At 37.2% G+C, this 17,245-nt stretch carries 14 protein-coding genes; 8 read left to right on the forward strand and 6 right to left on the reverse strand.

The window, feature by feature from the left end; translation table 11 throughout:
- Positions 1–427 precede the first annotated feature (427 nt).
- A complete protein-coding gene (locus F6K54_RS14275) occupies positions 428–553 on the forward strand; it encodes a hypothetical protein (protein ID WP_293078529.1) in 126 nt (41 codons plus the stop codon).
- Between the two features lie 171 nt (positions 554–724).
- Positions 725–3,796 carry a CHAT domain-containing protein gene (locus F6K54_RS14280; RefSeq protein WP_293078531.1) on the forward strand — a complete coding sequence of 1,024 codons (3,072 nt, stop codon included), beginning with the start codon at positions 725–727 and terminating at the stop codon, positions 3,794–3,796.
- On the opposite strand, the gene F6K54_RS14285 is transcribed toward F6K54_RS14280, so the two are convergent.
- The 3 genes from F6K54_RS14285 to F6K54_RS14295 all read right to left on the reverse strand — a co-directional run bounded on the left by F6K54_RS14285 (position 3,793) and on the right by F6K54_RS14295 (position 5,890).
- Positions 3,793–4,173, reverse strand: a complete 381-nt coding sequence (locus F6K54_RS14285) for a hypothetical protein (protein ID WP_293078533.1) — start codon at positions 4,171–4,173, stop codon at positions 3,793–3,795. The two genes, F6K54_RS14280 and F6K54_RS14285, sit on opposite strands and share 4 nt — an antisense overlap.
- A gap of 174 nt (positions 4,174–4,347) precedes the next feature.
- Complete coding sequence (locus F6K54_RS14290) at positions 4,348–5,307, reverse strand: hypothetical protein (RefSeq protein ID WP_293078535.1); 960 nt, start codon at positions 5,305–5,307, stop codon at positions 4,348–4,350.
- 325 nt (positions 5,308–5,632) lie between these two features.
- Entirely contained in the window at positions 5,633–5,890 is a 258-nt protein-coding gene (locus tag F6K54_RS14295) for a hypothetical protein (protein ID WP_293078536.1), read from the reverse strand.
- A 239-nt stretch (positions 5,891–6,129) separates the two neighbouring features.
- Here F6K54_RS14295 and F6K54_RS14300 point away from each other — a divergent pair, with 239 nt between their 5' ends.
- Positions 6,130–6,441 (forward strand): hypothetical protein, encoded by a 312-nt coding sequence (locus F6K54_RS14300; protein WP_293078538.1) that lies wholly within the window; start codon positions 6,130–6,132, stop codon positions 6,439–6,441.
- Between the two features lie 608 nt (positions 6,442–7,049).
- Entirely contained in the window at positions 7,050–7,445 is a 396-nt protein-coding gene (locus F6K54_RS14305; RefSeq protein WP_293078540.1) for a hypothetical protein, read from the forward strand.
- Between the two features lie 276 nt (positions 7,446–7,721).
- Here F6K54_RS14305 and F6K54_RS14310 read toward each other — a convergent pair whose 3' ends face one another.
- Positions 7,722–9,443, reverse strand: coding sequence for a diflavin flavoprotein (locus F6K54_RS14310; RefSeq protein WP_293078542.1), 1,722 nt, complete (start codon positions 9,441–9,443; stop codon positions 7,722–7,724).
- Between the two features lie 901 nt (positions 9,444–10,344).
- On the opposite strand from F6K54_RS14310, the gene F6K54_RS14315 reads away from it, so the two are divergent.
- The 4 genes from F6K54_RS14315 to F6K54_RS14330 all read left to right on the forward strand — a co-directional run bounded on the left by F6K54_RS14315 (position 10,345) and on the right by F6K54_RS14330 (position 13,981).
- Complete coding sequence (locus F6K54_RS14315) at positions 10,345–10,830, forward strand: TerB family tellurite resistance protein (protein ID WP_293078544.1); 486 nt, start codon at positions 10,345–10,347, stop codon at positions 10,828–10,830.
- A 223-nt stretch (positions 10,831–11,053) separates the two neighbouring features.
- Positions 11,054–11,914: a tRNA-dependent cyclodipeptide synthase gene (locus tag F6K54_RS14320; protein ID WP_293078546.1), complete on the forward strand. Its 861-nt coding sequence runs from the start codon at positions 11,054–11,056 to the stop codon at positions 11,912–11,914.
- Positions 11,915–12,004: 90 nt separating this feature from the next.
- Complete coding sequence (locus F6K54_RS14325; protein ID WP_293078548.1) at positions 12,005–12,490, forward strand: TerB family tellurite resistance protein; 486 nt, start codon at positions 12,005–12,007, stop codon at positions 12,488–12,490.
- Positions 12,491–13,093: 603 nt separating this feature from the next.
- Complete coding sequence (locus F6K54_RS14330; RefSeq protein WP_293078551.1) at positions 13,094–13,981, forward strand: tRNA-dependent cyclodipeptide synthase; 888 nt, start codon at positions 13,094–13,096, stop codon at positions 13,979–13,981.
- Positions 13,982–14,682: 701 nt separating this feature from the next.
- Here F6K54_RS14330 and asnB read toward each other — a convergent pair.
- Entirely contained in the window at positions 14,683–16,611 is a 1,929-nt protein-coding gene (asnB, locus tag F6K54_RS14335; protein WP_293078553.1) for an asparagine synthase (glutamine-hydrolyzing), read from the reverse strand.
- A 113-nt stretch (positions 16,612–16,724) separates the two neighbouring features.
- On the reverse strand, positions 16,725–17,021 hold the full coding sequence (locus tag F6K54_RS14340) for a hypothetical protein (RefSeq protein WP_293078555.1): 297 nt from the start codon (positions 17,019–17,021) through the stop codon (positions 16,725–16,727).
- Positions 17,022–17,245: the final 224 nt, after the last annotated feature.

Below are 17,245 nucleotides of genomic sequence, written 5' to 3' on the forward strand. Positions count from 1 at the left end.
TTAGATACAGTCATAGGAAGAGCGATCGCTAAGTTTAGCGAGATAGATATTTGATTTACTATTGTCCAATAGTTATCTTGATTTTAGATACAGTCATAGGAAGAGCGATCGCTAAGTTTAGCGAGATTGATATTTGATTTATCTATTGTCCAATAGTTATATCATGTCCGGATAATTAGTGATAAAAAAACTTTCTCCTTCTTCTTCTTTCTTCCCTCCTGACTCCTGACTCCTGACTCCTGACTCCTTCATAGTTTATTTATAACTGTTCAACCGGACATGATATTACAGCAGTTTCCGCGCATTATGAAGTACATCTCGGGAGTCTAGTCGCAGCTATATACTTTCATGCAACAAAGCCATTAATAATTAATAAGGGGGAAATCAGTAGTTATCGTGTGTTTGGGTAGTTAGACTTCTAAATTATGTGGAAAGTCAACTTAAGCAGAAGCAAGCACCAGTGGAAACTTTTACTTTTAAAGGTGACTACTATTCTTTACCTAACTTAGTGCCAATGTTGTCTCGGAAATCACGACTGGAGTTGTTGATGTAAATTATGGAGACTTCACTGCCAGTGCGTAATGATAAGTAGTTATAGTAGGGATGTTCCACGGAGCGTCCCTATTCTCAGTCATATTTCTCCGGAAGCAGAATAAAACAGATGATATAATTGAGCAACAATAACTTGATTTATAGGACAATACTTTTAGCGAGGGTAACATTTATGGTTAAACAACCCCAGAAATTGCCAGACTACATCATAAATACAGCATTGCGCTTATTTTACAACGCTGATGAAAATCACCCTCACAAAGAAGTTTACCTAGATTCAATGGAAACAATATATAGTTGTATCCGGGACAACGATTTTTTATCTCTATATTTTCTCCTACAGTTACTGTATGTAACTGACAAAAGTCGTGCTAGCAAACAAAAAGTTTATCCTTTACTAGAAGCTAATTTAGAAAAATTAGAAAAATCATTACTGCCATTATTACAGCACCCGTCAGTCAGGAAACTACCAAATGCTTTGGCCGCTGCTCCTATTCCAGAGCAAGGAGAGGCAATGGCAGCATTATTTTTGAATTTAGGTAACCTAATTAACGACTTTCCCAAAGCAAACCGAGCTACTAATAAATCTCAACAGACTATCTCACTTGCTCCAGAGCAAGGAGAAGCAATGGCAGCATTATTTTTGAATTTAGGTAACCTAATTAATGACTTTCCCAAAGCAAACCGAGCTACTAATATAGAAATTGCTATTCAATGTCAAGAAATAGCTTTGATATTCTTTACTCGTCAATCCTTTCCTGAATACTGGGCTAACTGCAACAATGATTTAGGAATATCATATCTTTTCCGTATCCAGGGAGAAAAAGGGGAAAATATAGAAAAGGCCATCCATTTTTTCCAAAACGCTTTAGAAGTACATACCCGTGAAACAAATACTGAAGTTTGGGCAAAGATTCAAGTTAACATGGGTGCTGCCTATATGAATCGCTTTCGCGAGGATAATACAGAAAATTTAGAAATAGCAATTAGTCACCTATCAGCAGCTTTAGAGGAATTTGATGCCAAAAATTTCCGCTCAGAATGGATAGAAGCAAAAACAAACTTGAGTCTGGCATACATTTACATTCAGAAAGAAAAGGAAGAAAATAGGGAAAAGGCTATCAAATGTGCATTAGAAATTTCCCAGGAAGTAGATAGAAAAAAAGAATCAGAAACATGGGCTAAAAATCAAAAACTTCTGAGTTTGGCTTATCTTTATCGTTTCCAGGGAGCAGAGATAGAAAATTTAAAAGCATCTATTAACTATTCTGCATCTGCTCTAGAAGTATTTACCCGTGATGCTTTTCCTGAAAAATGGGTAAGGACTAAAATTGTTCAAGGTCTTGCCTATTCTCGTCTTAGCCGTATTACCTCCACAAACGAGCAAAATGCTGAAAAAGCGATCGCTAGTTTTTTAGATGCTTTGCAGGAATTTACCCCCGCAGCTTTTCCCCAAGCATATTTAACTGCTCAATTCTACCTTGGTGATGTCTATCAAGAAAATGAACAGTTGCACAAAGCATACAATGCTTTTGATGATGCTATTAAAACTGTAGGATTCTTGCGGGGTGAAATACTTTATGGCTCAGAACTAGAAGTCGATAAGCAAAAGTTGGCAGAAGTATGGAATCGACTCTATCAAAAAATGGTGCAAGTTTGCCTGAAATTAGGTCGTAACCAGGAAGCTCTTGAATACGTTGAACAGAGTAAAGCTCGCAACCTAGTCGAACTTCTGGCCAACCGCGACATCTATCCTAAAGGCGTTCCCCAAAATATGATTGAGCAGTTAGACCGAGTGCGGCGAGATATTCCATCATTGTCAAGACAGTTAGAAGTAGTTAACAACCAACTATTAGGAAATAGGGATAACAAGCAGTCGTTATTAGAGGTGTCGCAGAAAGAATTACAACAAAAATTACAGCAGTCGCGACAGGAGCGAGACGAACTGTTCAAACAAATTCAACTCATAGACCCCAATTTTATTCTGACTCAGGAAGTAAAACCCATTTCTTTCCAGAATATTCAGAACCTCATTGATGAACATACTGCAATTATTGAGTGGTATCTTCTGGAGGATAAAATTCTTACCTTTATTGTCACTGCTAATAACTCTCATCCTGTAGTTCAACAATCATCTGCTGAAGATTTAGAAACTTTCAAGGGTTGGATGAATCAGTATGTCACAACTTATCAAAGAGACTATAACTCGTGGAAAAATAATTTAGTTTCTAATCTAAAGCATCTTTCTGAGATACTAAACATTAATTCTATTGTTGCCCAAGTTAATGATATTTTCGACAAACAAGAAACGAAATGCAACCGACTTATTCTAATTCCCTATCGTTATTTACACCTTTTTCCTCTCCATGCTATACCTCTAGCAAACGGCGATTTACTTCTCGAACGCTTTGAAAGAGGCATTAACTATGCTCCCAGTAGCCAATTATTACAGCTAACTCAAACTCAAAAACGTCCTAATTTCAATAATCTGTTTGCTATCCAAGACCCCACAGAAGACTTAGTTTTTACTAATCTAGTAGTAGAAACCGTCCGCGACTTCTTCTCATCAACAACTGTTTTGAAGAGAGAATATGCTCGAAAAGCAGAGATGAAAACTCATCCGGAATTATCCCTTGCTCATTGCACTCACTTCTCCTGTCATGCAGAATTTAACCTGACTTCGCCTTTAGAGTCTGCCTTAAAGTTAGCAAAAACCAAGGAGTCAAATTCAAACTTTTCAGAAGATGGAAGACTTACTTTACCAGAAATATTCGCCCTCAACCTGACAAAATCTCGTCTTGTCACCCTCTCTGCTTGTGAAACTGGTATGGTGGACATAATAAGAAGTACTAGCGATGAATACACAGGTTTACCAAGTGCTTTCCTATTTGCTGGTAGCCCTAGCATTGTTAGCAGTTTATGGAAAGTAGATGAACTTGCAACTGCATTTTTGATGATTAAATTCTATGAAAACTTAAAAAAGTATCCCCAACTAGAAGCAGGAGATGTAGCGATCGCTCTCAACCAAGCACAAATTTGGATGCGAAATTTGACTGAAAAAGATTGTGAGGAATTCCTCGATCATCATCAACCTCAAATCAATCAAGTTCTTGCTGAACTACCACCAGGATATGATTTTGAGTTCGAGGATGCTCTAAATGTGTTTCGTCAGCAAATTTGTCAAAAACCACATCCTTTTAGCCATCCTTTTGATTGGGCAGCTTTTATTGCGACAGGATTTTAGGTGTTAGATTCATCTAAGTTGCAAAAATATTCCACACCCTTTTTCAATAGCATTAAAGTAACAATTGCTTCAGGGAAAGGAGGTGGTGTGAAAGTTGCTAGTAGCAAAAATACTTCCAGAGGCTTTTTTACTTTAGCCAACTTCTCAATAATTTCTGGTTTACATACAGTTTCACGGATTTTATCAATGGAAGAGTCTCCTTGCAGAACTGATTCTTGAGCCCGCCTTGCTAAGACTCTTGTCGCACCTTCTAGGTTGCCATTACATTCTTCAAGAACTTCAAGTTCTTTTAATGCTTTCTCTTTTAATGATGTTTCTGGATAATTTGCCAACTCAGAGCGGAACTCGGCAATTTCTTCTAGTGTAACTGTAGTCATAGAGTCATTATGGTTAATTTACTGAACTTTTAATATATCAGGACTCACGCATGAGGTACTACTATATATAGCAAAAACTAGATCGTCTTAGTTTTGAGCGCTATGTCTATAGTCTCTGCGTAAGTCCTATATATGAATTTTGAGTATCATCTCATCTGAAACTGTAGCTTATTACTATTCAGACAGAGGAACATCACGAAACTCAAGACGAATTTTATTATCCGACCAGAAGAAAATTTCCATGACTTGTATTTTGTTAACTTCTAATGAGACTCCATCAAAGGTAACATAGCCTTTTATAGGCACATCTTTGATCAAGTTCTCTGTAGCACCAGAGCGACTGCTGGATGTTCCAAATTGAGCTTTTGTTGCCAGATATATTTTACCTGCTTCAACCATTCTACTTTTGGGACTACCCGATCCAGCATACAAAGTCAAATCGGCATTTTTTTCTGTGCTTGTGATTAACAGAGCACAATGAATACTTTGACTATCTGCATTCACGTTAGCTCTTTTGCAGCTCTGAAGTTCAAACACAAAACCCTCATATTTGATTTTTTGTGAAGAATTCCCAGGTGGACTCTGAACAAGATTCCCTGGATTTGGATTATTTTTAAGCTCTTCTCGCTCTTTCTTTAACCTATCATTTTCCGTTTTTAGTAGATCATTTGTCTGCTGATAATTTATCAATTCAACTTCTAATTGAACTTTAGTATTTTCTAACTCTTTTACCTTTTCCTCAGACCTCTTATTTCCAGATTCTACTTGTTTCTCCAACTCCTCTAATTCTGATGCTGTTGCTAAAGGTGTAACACCGATTAATTGGGGAAAATTACTAACAAGATATTCTCTCAGTTTATAACCCCCAAAAGCGGATAGAGGGGCAATTATAATTATTAGTATTATGGCCAGAGTAAATTGATTTTTCCATTGCTTTCTAGCGAATTCTCTACTCACTTGTTTACGAACCTCCTTTATGTCATTTTCCGAAAATAAATGCAATAATCCTAATTCTTTCAGACTCTCTTTGACAGAATCAATAGTAACTCTTCCTTCAAGCTCATCTCTTCTTTTAGAAAGCCGTTCTATTAAGCTATTAAGTTCATCCTCGCTCAAGCTATTTTTTAAATTCATGTGCCTTTTTGAGTTTAAATAGTCCCAATATTGTCACTATATTGATTTTAGATCATTCATTATATAGTTAGTAAAATCGAATAAAAATCACGCTCAAGTGATGATTTAGACTAAGATTGTAACAAACTAAGAGCAAATTTTGTAACGATCAGGACTTACGCATGAGGTACGAAAAACTAAGATTTGAGATTGCTTTCCTATCGGTCGCAATGACGAAAATACCTTGTAATGTGTAAGTCCTAAGAATACTTTTAATAAATGGTATTAAGAAGATATTTGAAAAGTACAGCGTGCATTTCCTAAGACACTACTTTAGACTCAAGAATCAGAATACCATTATATCATTGTCTGTAGAAACTTTTGCAGATAGTTTGTGGTCAAATATTCTTGTAATATTGGGAGCCAAATCCCCAATAGTGGTTATGAGAAAGTTATCATATAGAAGTGCTAAACCCAGATAAAGTCCATATTGACTGCTAGTCATAATTTGCTTTTTCAGCATTAAGTCCCGGTAGTAATAGTACATTTTGATTTGGGAAAAAGACAGATTTTTCATGTCATTAGTCATTTTTGGGCTAGACATTTCCAAATACCCACATCTCGTCAATGACAACTATGTACGGATTTCCGGGCAATTGAGATGGGGTTAAGCGACAAAGAAGTTAAAAACTTGCTTAGTCAAGTTAAAATTCAACCAGAATACAATTAACTTTGGCTTTGTTGCAAAATGCGGCGACTGCTAACAAGTTAATGGCGAAGTTGTACATGGGTGCTGTTCAAAGCGCTAAACTGCAACATCAGACTTAGGGAGAATAATTAATTGTGGCCAAAAAACAAAAGTCAAAAAAATCTAATCTTCTTTATCAAAGATTAACAGAAGCATTAGAAAATGGTAGTAAAGTCCGCATTGAAGCTGAGGAAACTTATTATGGTCTCCCCGTTACTGTAACTAAAGATTTTGTAGAAATTATGGTCTTAGTTGCACCGGATGAATTTGATGACGAAGATGATACTTTTAAGCAGGTAACATGGTTGGTTCGACTTTCGTCTATTTTTGCGATCGCCTATCCCACTGAATACTGGTCAACGGCAAGATTGGAAAAATTACTGGAAGTAGGTTCAAATCAAGCCTAAGTTTTTTCAGTTAAAACAATTTAAAAAAGTACTCAGTAGGACTGAAAATTTGATAAATTAGGATTTTAGCCCCACTAACCCTATTGGTATCCCAAGTGACGGTGGGGTGTTATATAGTCCGGTTAAATACTTATCGTATTATATCATGTACGTTGGTATAGTCCCGTGTAAAAGTTGGGGAAATATCTACTGCCATATAAGTAAAATTTTTCCTTCTCTTAAAGCTTCTTCCTTCTTCCTTCTTCCTTACCTTCTCTATACAAGACCGATGCTACCGGACATGATATTAAACTGATTTGATATCACATCAAAAAATTGCTATAATACTATATTGCAAAATTTTCGCTCCAAATGGTATAAATTATTAATAAGTGCTCGACTCTTGAGATGTTACTTTTTCAGCAATTTCTAAGTGATTATACTGACTATGACATCAAACCTGAATCAAACTGAATAAAACTGAACTTTTACCTGAATAAAACTGAATTTTTTTCCTGAGTAAACCTGAATAAAACTGTATTGATTTTGCTGGAAATTAGAGTAATAATATTCTAAGTACAGCAAAGGTTACTGTTAACCGAATCAACGTAAATATTAGGAGAAGAAAAATGACAAAAACAGGTAAAGATGGAAATAATACAGAAGCAAACAAAAAATCAAAGCCCAAGGATAGATTAGGTAGTAAAGATACTTTGATAGGAGGCGATCAAAATGATACAATCAAAATGTGTTATGAAGAGGATTTGCCCTATGATAGTCTAGAATCATCAGACATAGATTCTGAGTCTAGACAAATATGGAGTCTATTTGGAAGCACTGATCCACAAGCTACTGGTAAATTCTTTGTCGAAGGAGACCATAGCAATGATACGCTCAAAAGTGGAAGCAATTTTGATGCGGAATTATATGAAACTTGGTTAAGTTTACATAATATAATGGCGAAGAACCTTAGATCCACCGAAAAAGCTCTAGAAAATGACTGTAAACCCCCATCTGAGCCTTAAGAAACAAGTAATTAGGTCTCTTGCATCTTGAAAACTTGGAGTATATGCGAATATAATAAAAACCAGTAAATCTAAATAAGATATCCATAGCTTATTTGAATATTACCTACAACATTATTTACCGCCGATCGCACTATTCCAGTTATCGAAGAACAATTTTTTTTTACTATCAATAACAATAATGTCTCTTTCTGACAATCATCTACTACTTATGTAGAGACTTTCAACTGAAAGTCCCTACTATATTCCAAGAACAAGTTCTTCAATAACTTTACATTAATAATGACTACCTGACTTGCGGAAATGAACTGCTGTTACCCCCTCATTCAAGACCTGACCACTCTCCACTACTGCATAAACTAACCAATGATCGCCACATTCCATCCGGTTTGCTATCTTACATTCCAAATAAGCAAGAGCATCTGTCAAAACCGGACAACCATTCTCAGCTTCCTTAGTTTCCACTCCCACAAAACGATCTTCCCCTGGTGAAAAAGGTTTGAGAAAATGCTTCCTCAATTGTTTGCCCTCAGCTAATATATTCAACACAAAGCGATCGCCTGTATGAGTCAAAGATTCCAGTGCCCGGTCTTTCGCCACTGCAACAGTAACCCCAGGAGGATTAAAAGTCGCCTGAGACACCCAAGAAGCTAACATCGCACTGGTGACATCTCCACGTCTGGCAGACATCACACACAAAGACCCCACAACACGTCCCACTGCTTGAGCTGTGCGATCGCTTCCCGAAGCACTTGCCGAAGGTTTAGGAGCGCGACGTTTCCGAGACTTAATCAAAGTCTGAGCAAAATCAATAGCTGCCTCCTTACAAGTTTGAAGCGTCAGATCGTCTGGCTTAAACTTCACCCGAATAGTTTCAAAACCAAACTTATAACCCGCATCCTTTAACTTACTTTCCAAAATATCAATAGCCTCACCACTCCAACCAAAGGAACCAAATACCCCAGTTAATTTACTCTTAGAAGCTGTATTCAGTACAATACCCAAAGCTGTTTGAATTTGAGTTGGTGCGTGACCGCCGAGAGTGGGAGAACCAATAATAAATCCATCACATTTTTCAATTGCTTCCTTGATTTCATCAGACGTGGTAGCTTCACAGTTAATTGATTCTACAGCTACCCCTGCTTTAGTTAAACCCTTAGCGATCGCCTGAGCAATAGTAGCAGTATTACCATAAGCTGAAGCATAAAGCAAGGCAACATTCAAATCTCGTGAATTTTGTTCTTGACTCCACTTCCGATACAAATTTGTTAACTCAGTCATCCCATAACGTACCATTGGTCCATGACCGGAAGCATAGAATTTTACATTCAAGTCAGAAATTTTGTCTAGGGTAGAAAGCACTTGTTTTGCCTGAGCAGCGTGGAGACAGTCATAATAAAAACGTCGGTCTTCACTGTAGATAGTCCATCCTTCATCAGCAACTTGGTCTCCGCAAACATGAGCGCCGAAAAATTTATCAGTAAACAAAATTTGAGTTTTTGGGTCGTAAGTCATCAAACCATCGGGCCATTTAGGAGTAGGAGTGGTAATAAATTGTAATTGATGACCATTGCCCAAGTCTAGAGTATCTTCACCTTTAACTATCTGAATTTTCAACTCTTCTTCTTTAAAATAGTCTTTGAGAGTTAAAGCTGCAGGGTTTGAACAGACAAAAGTTATTTGAGGTGCGAGGGATAATAAAGCTTTGAGGGTAGCAGCACGATTAGCATTAAAGTGTCCTAGAATTATATAGTCAAGACGATGCCAATTTAAGCGTAGTTGCAATGAGTCTAAGTAATTTTTAGTAAATGATTCACCTGGTGGATCGATGAGTGCAGTTTTTTCAGCTTGGATGAGATAGGAGTTAGCAGTAGTACCTTTTTGTAGAGAATATTCAACTTCAAATTTTAGTCTATCCCAAGTGCGAGACCGTAGCACTTTTGTTTCTTCAGCAATTATGACAATTTGAACGTCTTTTTTTTTGGTGGTTTGTAGCATAGTTTTAGTTGATTAGTAGAACTGACAAAAAATATAAGCAGAAAACAAGAACGAATATAGACAGGCAAGTATTTTTATGTCAAAAAGGCATGATTTTTTACTTACCAAGGGTTTTAGCTCTTTTCAGGAATTAATGTAATTTCCTTGTCTAGCTAGACTGACTTTTAGGTATTTTTTCAACCGTAAAATGTCTAAGTACCATTTATTAAAGTGATTAACCAAAGTTGAGTCGAATAAGTCTACTGCATTTGTGATTATATCATGACAGTTGCTATTAATATTTATATCATGTCCGTTGGGGCGCGTTTGTATAAACCCAAAGATGAATATCTGGAAATTTAAGTTTTTTTCTTGCTCTTAAGCCTTCCTACTTCTTCCCTCTTCCTTCTTCCTTACCTTAACTATGTAATACCGATGCTACCGGACATGATATTATTCCTCATAATTTTGCTCCCGTCTCAGTTAAATTATAGTGATTTATTTATAGAGTATAAATACTTGGCAATCCACTAATTTTTGTGCTACTTTTTATGTGACAAATTGACGTGCGGAATCAGAGTTCTAGGATAATTATGCATTTTAGCTCTAGTTATTCTCTTTGTCTATTCCTTTCGAGCCTGAGATTCCCTAGTGTAATATCATGTCCGGTAGCATCGGTCTTGTATAGTAAATAGGCAACAGGCAACAGCTCCGAAAGGCAACAGGTAAGAAAAACACTTAAATTTCCTGTAGATATCAAGGCTAACTTTTACACAAACGATACCAACAGACATGATCTAACTAGACAGATGCGATCTTAATTCACAAAAAAACTGAGTGCTTAATTAAAGATTGACACAAACAATCAAAGTATAATAAGTTTGAATACAGTTCAACCCTATCACAATCAAAGGAGTAAAATATGAGTAGCGGAAAAAGTCTACAAGTAACCAAATATGCCTTGCACAGATACAATATCACTCAACCCATTGATTTTGATGTAGCCTTGAATTACAGTGGTGTATTGATGGCGATCGCTGGGGCAGATGGCCAACTAGCAGACGCTGAATTGCAATGGTATATTGATGAACAAGAGCTTTTGTTCGTAGACCCTCAAGAGTACATCGAAGCCATACACCAATTCGATTGGAAAAATGTCAACCTTGAGGAGCTATTAAATCGAATCAGCTATCGTTTCCCTATAAATTTTTGCCGAACTATTTTGTATCAAGCGATTAAGATGAGCCGAGCTGATGGTAGTTACCATGAAAAAGAAAAAGCTGCTGTGGCTAAAGCAGCAGAGATTTTAGGGATAGAACGCAGTGTGGTTATCACTCTAGAATCTGTGGCCGATTTGGAAGAATCCACTGAGCAACTGAGACTTGCTTTATTTGAAACAGAAGTTTAATTCAGGTTCACACCTTTTTCTAGAAGACTTTGATAGGTTTGTCTTCTGAGTGAGTCTATTATAGTCCTATTTTAAGATATTCAGGGTAATATTTATTGTTTTTCAGATAACTTCCAAGAACATTTAACAGTTATTGGTAGGATGTGTTGTGCGCCAGCTCAAAAAAACTTTCTCCCGCCTGATTTATTATTTTTTCAGACAACTTCCAAGAAAATTTAACAGTATGAATAGTTATAGAGATCAAGAAACGATCATTGAAAATTTTGACTGGAATCAGCTTTCCCTAGAGCAGTTGAAGTTGATTCAATCTAAAATTTGTAAAGCCATTGATATTAAGAAACAGGACTTAAACTTGACGCAAATTCAGGAGTACAAGGCAAGTTTAGCTAAAGTCTTTCCTACTCGTATACGCAGCTCACTGTCCGACTATCAAAAGTGTGTTCTCCTCACCAGCCTTGGCAGCAAACATTTTCTCAATCCTAAGCGGATTGAAGCCTGTATCAAATGGATTAGCAAAAACTTTCAGACTTGCGTCGTGCTAGTTAGCGATAGTATATACCGACTAACAATCCAGGTTACACAAGAACTTAAAGAGGATGAAGCTTTGTTTGAGGCAATTCAGACTGGAGAGAAGTTTATTAATGAAAACAGTTACCTGTTTGACCAATACTCCCAAAATTGTAAGTTCGAGTTCCAAAAGGCATCTCAAATTGAGAAGCAATCAGAATTTGAAATTTATTACCAGAACTTCCAGCATCTTTATCAAAAAGACCAATCCTTTCAAAACATGGTCAACTCATTTGCCCAGATATATCTCAATCGAAATGAGCAGATGAAAGCGGAAAATAAGCAAAAAGATTATAACAAGGAAAAAATGTATTTGGGTACAACTTACCTTCTTGAGGAATCAGCTTTATTGACTTGTCTCGCCAAACAAGGATGCTCAGTTCTTGTTTATCCAGGTTCAATCAAAATCTTTGAAGAAATCTCAGAGGGACTACACCCAGAAGTACCATTACCTCTCAAGCAGATGGTCTGGGTTAGTCTACGCTTCAAAAAGCGGACTGTTAAAATGGAGTTGTAGAAGCCTTTAGCCAGTATCAAAGGTTGACACAAACAATCGAAATATAATAAGTTTGAATGTTGTTCAAAGCTACAATTAAAGGAGCGAAATATGAGTAGTGGAAAAAGTCTGCAACTAACAAAATATTCCCAGCAGAGATACAATAATGCTCAATCCATTGATTTTGATATGGCCGTGAAGTATGGTGGCGCACTGATGGCCATCGCTGGGGCAGATGGCGAACTAGCAGAAGCTGAATTCCAGTGGTATGTTGATGAACAAGAGCTTTTGATGGTAGACTCTCAAGAGTACATCGAAGCACTACGCCAATTCGATTGGAAAAATGCTAACATTGAAGAGCTATTAAATGGGATCAGCTATAATTTTCCTCTAAATTTTCGCCGAGTTATGCTGTATCAAGCGATTAAGATGAGTCGGGCTGATGGTAGTTACCATGAAAAAGAAAAAGCGGCTGTGGCTAAAGCGGCAGAAATTTTAGGAATAGAACGTAGTGTTGTTGTAAGTCTAGAGTCTTTAGCAGAAATGGAAGAATCAACTGAGCGACTGCGGCTTGCATTGTTTGAAACCGAAGTTTAACTTCCCTGGCGGTAAGTCCCGCACTATCCCGTTTTGCGCTTCGCATAACTGCGTTAACGGCTGTCGCCGACATGTTTGCGGAGCATTGGATGGTGGCGGCAGCTATTAGGGGAGCGGAGGGATGGGAAAGCCAGGGCCAAGAGTCGGATACCTCCACAAATAAAACCTTCCTATACCTTTGACAAGCTAGGAGGTATGCATGTTATTATCAAGGTCAATACAGGGGGAGGACATCACCTCACACGAAACAGCGGTCATTTTTTTCATGACTGAAGAATCCCGCGTTGTCGCGCTATGCGCAACCTCGGGAGTATGTCAATTTAGGTTAACACTTTGTTCTAGAGGATTTTGATAGGCTCATCTTATGAGTTAGTCATTATCCTTTTTTAATAGCTGAAAAAACTGTGAATACAACAGTAAATCTGGATTTTAGCATCATATTTCTCGTTTTTTTTCAGATGGCTCCCATTAACGAAGTTAGAAGTCAGAAGTCAGAAGTTAGAAGTTAACCCACCCCTAGCTCCCAGGAGGGGAAGTAGGAGATTTGAGCTTCGCTCCAAAAATATTGCGCCTTAAAAGGCGGAGTTTTAGAACCATGTTATTTTGATAATATTTAACAGTATGAATAGTCGTAGCGATCGAGAAACAATTATTGAAAATTTTGACTGGAATCAGCTTTCCTTAGAGCAGTTGAAGTTGATTCAATCTAGAATTAATCAAGCAATCGATCTCAAGAGAAACGAGTTATACTTAACCAACACTAATACCAAAAATAATCTAATTTATAATTATAAAGCAAGTATATATAAAGTATCTCCCGTTCACCTACGTAGCTCATTGTCTAAGTATCAAAAGTGTATTTTCGGAATCAGTCTTAGAAGTAAAAATTTTCTCAATCGCGGGCGCATTGAAGGTTGTATCAAATGGATTAGCGAACACTTTGATACTTGCCTAGTCCTAGTTACTGATACCATATACCGACTGACAATTGAGGTAAGACAAGGATTGAAAGGGGATGAAGCTCGTTCAGAGGCAATTCGCACTGGAGAACAGTTTATTAATCAAAACTATTCTCTGTTCGAGCAGTATTCCGGAAACTGTCAATTTCAGTTGAAGACTACTTCAGAAATTGAGAAGCGATCGGACTTTAAGACATATTATGAAGAGCTTGAGAAGCTTTACAAAGAAAATGAATCTTTTCATGGTTTGGTCAATTTATTTGTTCAACAATATCTGAACCGATTTCAACAGGTAGAAACATCACAAGTGGATGAACTGAGGCAGCATCTAGGAATAATATACTTTCTTGAGGAGTGCGCTATAAACGCTTGTCTTTCCGAACAAGGATGGCAAGTTGCCGTTTATCCTGGTTCAATCAAAACTTTTGAACACATATCAGAGGGACTACACCCAGAAGTACCATTACCGCTCAAACAAATGGTCTGGGTTAGTCTGCGCCTCAAAAAGTCTAATGCTAAAATGGAGTTATAGAAGCCTGATGATATCTTGGCAAAGGAGTTATATCATGTCCGGTAGCATCGGTATTATATAGAGAAGGTAAGGAAGACCGAAGTTGGAAGAAGGAAGAAGCTTTAAGAGAAGGAACAACCGTATATGGCGCTAGATATTTCCCCAACTTTATACACAAACGATACCAACGGACATGATATTAGGAGTCATATCAAATCCGGTAGCATCGGTGTAATAAGATAGTGAATCAGAATTCAGAATCCAGAATTCAGAATCCAGAATAGTGAATCAGAATTCAGAATTCAGAAGGGAAGAGAACTCAGAATTATTTCCAAAAATTCTTTCCGCTCTGGGTGAAGATGGAATATTTTTTTATACCGAATTAAACGGATTTGATATCAGGAGATCGATATGAAACCTACATTCCGCACGACAAAATGTAGTATAAATAATCCAGAATCAAGAATCCAGAATTCAGAATTCAGAAGAAAATAGTAGTGGTGATAATTGAGTATTTATACTTAATACTTTCCTGATAATTTGATTCTCGATCCAGGTCAATGAAGATAATTTATACCGTATAAATACTGAATCCAGATGGCTTTTTATACTACTTTTAATGTTACAAATTGACGTGCGGAATGTGGGATGAAAACCTATCCTTACGATATTATTGCAGCCTATTAACTATACTCAAACTCCATTACTGTAAGTTTTTTGAATTAAACTAGCCCAAACCTTTGTTGAAGAAAATAAGCACTCAGCATCTTCATCAAGGCTACGTCCATAGAAGAGCGTTTGCTCTCATCCATATTTGGTAATTTGTCAAGTAAATTAATAATTGCTGTATGGTTATAGAAAGGTATATCAGACATTTCCGAACTCCTGAGAGTATCTTGAACAAGTTCTTGTAATGGTTCATTGGGCTTGAAAGTAGAGGGAGGAGTCAGAAAAGGATGTTTTTGGCGTTTATAAATTTTCTCCGTGATGAACGGTTTTGCTGCTTCTCTTAAGACATACTTTTCGGTCTGACCCCGAATTTTCATTGAAACAGGTATATTCCGAACTAATTCCACAACTTTGTGGTCTAAAAAGGGTAGTCTTCCTTCAATTGAGTGTGCCATCTCAGCACCATCAGCGAATGTTCGTAAAATGTGGTTAGGCAGGACGATTTTAGACCACAAATAAAGGGATTGATGAACAGGTTCTCTGCCAAGCAGTTGTCTTTGTACATCGATCTGGTTGAAAAAGATACGATATACATCTTTTTTGGCAAAATTAGCCACTAATTCTGGTGAATAAAAAGGCAAAAAATTGAGATGTCCCTCAGCAAAAGCTTGCATCCAAGATGGAACAAAGCCTAACAAACGTTGAACCGTCTGGCAAATTTTATGGGAGTGTGATTCCGCCATTAAAAACCCCCCTGAAATTTGATTTTTAAGTTTTAATTCTTCTAGTAAAACTTTAACGCTTTCCGGGTCTTGATTTTGTTGGTTATAAAGCAACATATCTTGGCGGAAATGAACATAGCCCCCGAATATTTCGTCTGAACCATCTCCTGTAAGTACAACTTTATAACCAGCATCTTTTGCTGATTTGCTTAACAGATAGTGAGCGGTAACACTGGCATCAATAGCTATCTTTTCACTATGCCAAATTGAATCTGCAAAGTGTTCGGCTAAGTCAGATTGAGTAATGAGAATAACATCTAAATCAGTACCAGTATATGTCGCTGTTTCACGAGCAAGAGATTCTTCATTATAAGCTTCATCGTCAAAAGCGACAGTAAATGCTTGAATGGGTTTATTACTATACTTTGCTGCTATTCCTAAAACTGTAGATGAATCCAGACCCCCACTGAGATAACATCCAACGGGTACATCAGCTCTCAAGCGTAGTTTTACAGCTTCATCTAATGTATAGCGAAGCTGTTCAATATAATCAGATGAAGTATTGTTTGATGAAGAATCATCAATTAAAGGATAATCAAAATCCCAATAACATTGTAGTTGGATTCCAGAGCGAGATGCTATGAGAAAATTACCCGGTGGGATTTGATAAATATTAGTAAACATAGTCAGGTGTGAATCCCAAATCCCATGTTCACTTTGCCAAAAAGCTTGATGATTCCAAGAAGCTGGAACTCCCGCAGCTAGTAAAGCTTTGATTTCTGAGACTATATAAAGAGTATTTTGATAATTACTATAGTAAAGGGGTTTGATGCCAAAACGGTCTCGTGCGGAAAAAATTAATTCATTACGTTCATCCCAAATAACAAAAGCAAATTGACCTCTGAGATGATGTAGGCATTGTGTCCCAAATTCGTTATATAAATGAAGAGCTATCTCACTATCGGAATTTGTTTTTAATTTATACCCCCATCGTCGCAAATCATCTTGTATCCGCTCAAAGTCATAAAATTCTCCATTAACAATTATATGTAGAGTTTTATCTTGGTTAGCAATCGGTTGTTCACCATGATTAATATCAATAATACTCAGTCTTGTATGTCCTAGAGCAACTCGGCGGTCAGGAGAAATCCAAAACTTTTGTCCATCTGGACCCCGATGCTTTAAGGAATCCATACCTAGTTTTAAAGATGACTCTGAAATTTGCTCATCGTTTGAAAACAATGCTACTATGCCACACATGAAATAGCTATCTTACTTTTAAGGAATATTTTCAAGTATACCAAAATAGATAATACCAGATTATAGCCAACAGTTACTAGCCCTAATTGCTTGAGAATTATTGGAGATGTCTATTAGAGAGTTGTTTGATTCCGAATTTCTTCTAAAATATCAGATATTTCTGCTTTTGAGTTAATATGTTTAGCCAAAACTTCTGCTGTTGCCTCTAGTAATCGATTAGAAAAAGATTTGGCTAAATCCTCTCTTAATCCTTGTCCAATATATAATTTCAGTAACGCCTCACAAGACATATCTCGACTAGCAGCTACTTTTTTGATAGATGCTAAGGTATCTGTTGGAATATCCAAGGAAACTTTCTCTTGAATACGGGGGTGCAGTTTAATGGTAAATTCTTCTTCAGAGTTGTTCATAGAGTCTCCTTTCATTTCGAGTAGCTTGACGGGCGGAAATTATCCGGTTTCGCCTTCCTCTTTCTACGATGCACCCCAGGCAAAGCACACGATTAGCGGGCGGGAAGTCCCGCGATCTCCCGGAGGGGAGCGTCGTATGGGAAAGCAGGGCCAGAATTTGCGGTTTTCCTGTAGTTATTTTACGCTAGCTATTGACAACTACATATACAGTCATTACTATAACC

Source organism: Okeania sp. SIO3B5, assembly GCF_010692555.1.
Classification (GTDB): Bacteria; Cyanobacteriota; Cyanobacteriia; order Cyanobacteriales; family Microcoleaceae; genus Okeania.